This is a genomic window from Arthrobacter sp. P4_F10 (assembly GCF_056401435.1).
On record NZ_JBFUJJ010000078.1, the window covers coordinates 1 to 3,707 of the forward strand.

A 3,707-nucleotide genomic window follows, 5' to 3' on the forward strand; every position below is an offset into this window, starting at 1 on the left:
GCCGGCGGCGGTGTGCGGGCGGCGTCGTTCACGATGGAGAGGGCGTCGCCGTCGTAGTCATCCCCGGCTATTTTGGTGTGAACGAGGGAGTAGATGGCCTCCCGGATCACGATGGCCTGCTCAAGGTCGGCCGGTTGAAATTGGGTGTCCCCGTCGATAATGCCCGATTCACGGAACCAGGCGTCCAGGCTCTCAGGCGACGAGAACATCTCCAGCGGTGTCCCGAGCCGTGAGCGCACCGTTGCGGCGAAGTCGAGGGCCGGATTGCCGCAGACGAATGAATGTTTCATGTCACCAGTTTGACAGGTGACGGCATTCAGTGCAACGATTGCGTCACCTGCTTAACCGGTAACGGTTCCGAAGGTTGTGGAGAACGAGTGACGGTCGTACCGGCCCTCAGTAAATTGTTAACGGTCCGCGTAACGAAACCGCGGACGCCCCTCCACCAAACAAGCAGGCCGCGTGTCTATTCGAATTGGCGCATCGCAGTTATTTAATTCACCGTTTATCTATTGATTGGAAAAGCAAAATGAAAAAGGTCCTTATGGTCATTTCCGGAGCTACCATCTGGGAGTTGAAGGACGGCTCGAAGCATCCGACCGGCTTCTGGGCGGAAGAGTTCGTGGTTCCTGACCGCATGTTCCGGCAGGCGGGCCTGGACGTCACCATCGCCACGCCCGGGGGCGTCACTCCGGTTGCGGACGAGCTCAGCCTGGCACTAGAGATGAACGGCAGCGACAAGCAGAAGGTAGAGGAGTTCCGCGCTTACCTCGCCGACTCCAAGGAGAACCTGGCCGCCGCCGTCGCTCTGGAGGAGGTCGATCCCAGCGAGTACGACATCGTCTTCGTCCCCGGCGGACATGGTCCCATGCAGGATCTCTCGACCAATGCCGATATCGCACGGATTTTCGAGGCAACCCTCGATGACCCCACCAAGGTTGTCGCCTCTCTGTGCCACGGGCCCGCCAGCTTCAGCACAGCAACCCGCGACGGGCAGTGGCTGTTCAAGGGCCGGCGCCTGACTGCGTTTCTGGATGAGGAAGAAGCCCAGGCTGGCTTCGCTGACAAGGCACCCTGGCTTCTTGAATCCCGCCTACGCGAGTACGGCGCCATCTTCGAATCCGGCCCTGCCTGGGGTTCGTACGTCGTCGTGGACGGCAATCTGGTGACCGGACAGAATCCCGCATCGGCCGAGGAAGCAGCTAAGGCGGTCCTCGATCTGGCCGCCCGGGCCTGATCTTTCCTCACGCACCGGCGCTGGCACTGCACCTGCAGCTGCCAGCGCCGCCACCAACACCTCTCCCCGGAGACATCATGAGCAAAAGCAAGAAAATAGTCGCCATCACTGGAGCCACATTATGAGTCAAAGCAGGAAAACAGTCGTTATCACTGGAGCCTCACAGGGAATCGGTGCTGGCCTTGTCCAGGAGTTTTTGAAGCGGGACTACAACATCGTTGCTTCCGCACGAACCATCGAGCCCGTCGATGACCCAAGAGTCCAGGTCGTCCGGGGTGACATTGCCGACCCTCAGACCGCGGATCGGATTTTCGAGACAGCCATGAAGCGCTTCGGCCGCGTAGACACGGTCATCAACAATGCCGGTCAGTTCTTGTCCAAGCCCTTCACCGCGTACAGTGCCTCCGAGTTCGACCAGCTCGTAGCGGTCAATCTCGCCGGGTTCTTCCATGTCAGCCAAAGGGCGGTCGCCATCATGGAGGCGGCGGGATCCGGGCATATCATCAACATCACCACCACTCTGGCCGACCAGCCGAGCGCAGACGTGCCGGCGATGCTCGCCGCGCTGACAAAGGGCGGACTGAATTCGGCCACAAAGTCCCTCGCCACCGAATACGCAAGCCGTGGGATCCGGGTCAACTCCGTGTCTCCGGGCGTCATCAAGTCCCCGATGCACCCGGTAGAAACACACGCGCAGCTTGCGGGACTGCATCCTATGGGCCGCCTGGGGGACATAGACGAGATTGTCCATGCCGTCGTCTTCCTTGAAGAAGCCGAGTTTGTTACCGGTGAAATCCTTCACGTCGACGGCGGCCAGCACGCCGGACGATGACCACATACCTCTACTGAAGAACGGACTAATCTGTCATGCCTATTGTCACCATTGACATCACAAAAGAAGGATCGATTCCGGCTGCGACAGCCGCCACCGCCGCCGAAAAGGCCGCCATCATCAGGGGCGTCAGCCAGGTGCTGCTTGACGTCCTTAATAAACCCCTCGCCTCCACGTATGTCGTGATCAATGAAGTGGACACCGACAACTGGGGATGGGGCGGGCTGCCAGCGCTCGAATACCGGCGGACTCTGCGCGACGCAGCGTAACGAAGGGGCCGGCATCATGAACACGTCCACGAGGAATCAATCCCGCTTCGATATCGCCGCCCTGCCACTGCCTGTCATCCAAGCCCCGATGGCGGGCGGCCCGTCTACTCCACAGCTTGCGGCCGCCGTGAGCTCCGCGGGAGGACTGGGGTTCCTGGCCGCGGGATACAAAACAGCGAGCAGTATGGGCGCCGAGATCAACGCTGTCAGGGAACTCACCGACGCCCCATTCGGCGTCAATCTCTTCGTCCCCCAGCCCTCGACAATACGGCCGGACGTCTTACAGCAATACGCACTCTCCCTCGCCGGCGACGCATCCCGCCTTCACGTCGACCTCGGCGATCCCAGACACGATGATGACGATTGGCAAAACAAACTCGACGTCCTCTACGAACTTGCCCCCGCCGTCGTTTCTTTTACCTTCGACGTGCCGGAGGCGGGTGTCGTCACCGCGCTGCAGGAACGAGGGGCATCAGTGACAGTGACGGTCACCTCGCGCGCCGAAGCGAAGCTGGCGATAGCCGCAGGGGCAGACGTGCTCTGCGTCCAGGGGCCCGACGCTGGTGGGCACAGGGGTACGTTCGATGCAGCCGGGCCGGCAGGGACCACACCCCTGCACGTGCTGCTCAATGACTTGTCCGACCTGGAGATCCCGTTGATTGCAGCAGGCGGCATTGTCACGGGGGCAGATACGCGGGCTGCGATTTCGCGGGGTGCGGTGGCAGTCCAGGCCGGCACTGCGTTCCTGAGGGCAGACGAAGCGGGGACCGGAGCGGTGCACCGGGCGGCCCTGTCCTCCGATGAATTCCCGACGACAGCCGTCACGAAGGCCTTCTCCGGGAGGTATGCGCGGGGTCTGTATAACGACTTCATGAGGCAGCACGACCTCGAGGCGCCCTTCGGATATCCGGAAATTCATCACCTAACCCGTCCGCTGCGGGTCGCCGCAGCCGGGGCAGGTGATCCCCACCGTATTAACCTCTGGGCGGGCACCGGATTTGACCGCTCCATCGTCGGTCCAGCCCGATCCATCCTTGCCCGGCTCACCACCTGAGCGCAGGAAGCGGGATCCCTTCGCGTCAATGCCTTAGCTTCAGTGCTTCCTCCGCTGAGGCGCAGCGGCTATTTGCCGGCGGCAGGGACGAGCCTCTCTTCTCTTTTGCGGGCACGGTAGGCGGCAGCTTTCATCTTGTTGCCGCAGGGGTCCATGGCGCACCACTCCCGGCGCGCTCCCCGGGACCGATCGATGTAGACCCGGGTGCACTCGTGGTTCGCGCACTCCTTGAGCAGCGGCACGTCGGGTCCGCTGAGGACCTCGATGGCATGCCGTGCCACAGTTGACAGCGCCTCTATTGGGGTCGCTTCCGTC

6 protein-coding genes are annotated in these 3,707 nt (G+C 61.9%); 4 read left to right on the plus strand and 2 right to left on the minus strand.

Annotated elements, in window-relative coordinates:
- On the minus strand, positions 1-290 hold a 290-nt coding region (locus AC1DR1_RS22910; RefSeq protein WP_476993429.1), incomplete at its 3' end, for an ABATE domain-containing protein.
- 239 nt (positions 291-529) lie between these two features.
- Between AC1DR1_RS22910 and AC1DR1_RS22915 the strand changes: the two genes are divergently transcribed.
- The 4 genes from AC1DR1_RS22915 to AC1DR1_RS22930 all read left to right on the plus strand — a co-directional run bounded on the left by AC1DR1_RS22915 (position 530) and on the right by AC1DR1_RS22930 (position 3,392).
- On the plus strand, positions 530-1,237 hold the full coding sequence (locus AC1DR1_RS22915; RefSeq protein WP_364744222.1) for a type 1 glutamine amidotransferase domain-containing protein: 708 nt from the start codon (positions 530-532) through the stop codon (positions 1,235-1,237).
- A gap of 121 nt (positions 1,238-1,358) precedes the next feature.
- Positions 1,359-2,069, plus strand: a complete 711-nt coding sequence (locus tag AC1DR1_RS22920; protein ID WP_476993430.1) for an SDR family NAD(P)-dependent oxidoreductase — start codon at positions 1,359-1,361, stop codon at positions 2,067-2,069.
- Between the two features lie 35 nt (positions 2,070-2,104).
- Positions 2,105-2,338 carry a tautomerase family protein gene (locus AC1DR1_RS22925; protein ID WP_476993431.1) on the plus strand — a complete coding sequence of 78 codons (234 nt, stop codon included), beginning with the start codon at positions 2,105-2,107 and terminating at the stop codon, positions 2,336-2,338.
- A gap of 16 nt (positions 2,339-2,354) precedes the next feature.
- Complete coding sequence (locus tag AC1DR1_RS22930; RefSeq protein WP_476993432.1) at positions 2,355-3,392, plus strand: nitronate monooxygenase; 1,038 nt, start codon at positions 2,355-2,357, stop codon at positions 3,390-3,392.
- A 68-nt stretch (positions 3,393-3,460) separates the two neighbouring features.
- Here AC1DR1_RS22930 and AC1DR1_RS22935 read toward each other — a convergent pair.
- Positions 3,461-3,707: CGNR zinc finger domain-containing protein (locus AC1DR1_RS22935; RefSeq protein WP_476993433.1), on the minus strand; the 247-nt coding region annotated here is incomplete at its 5' end.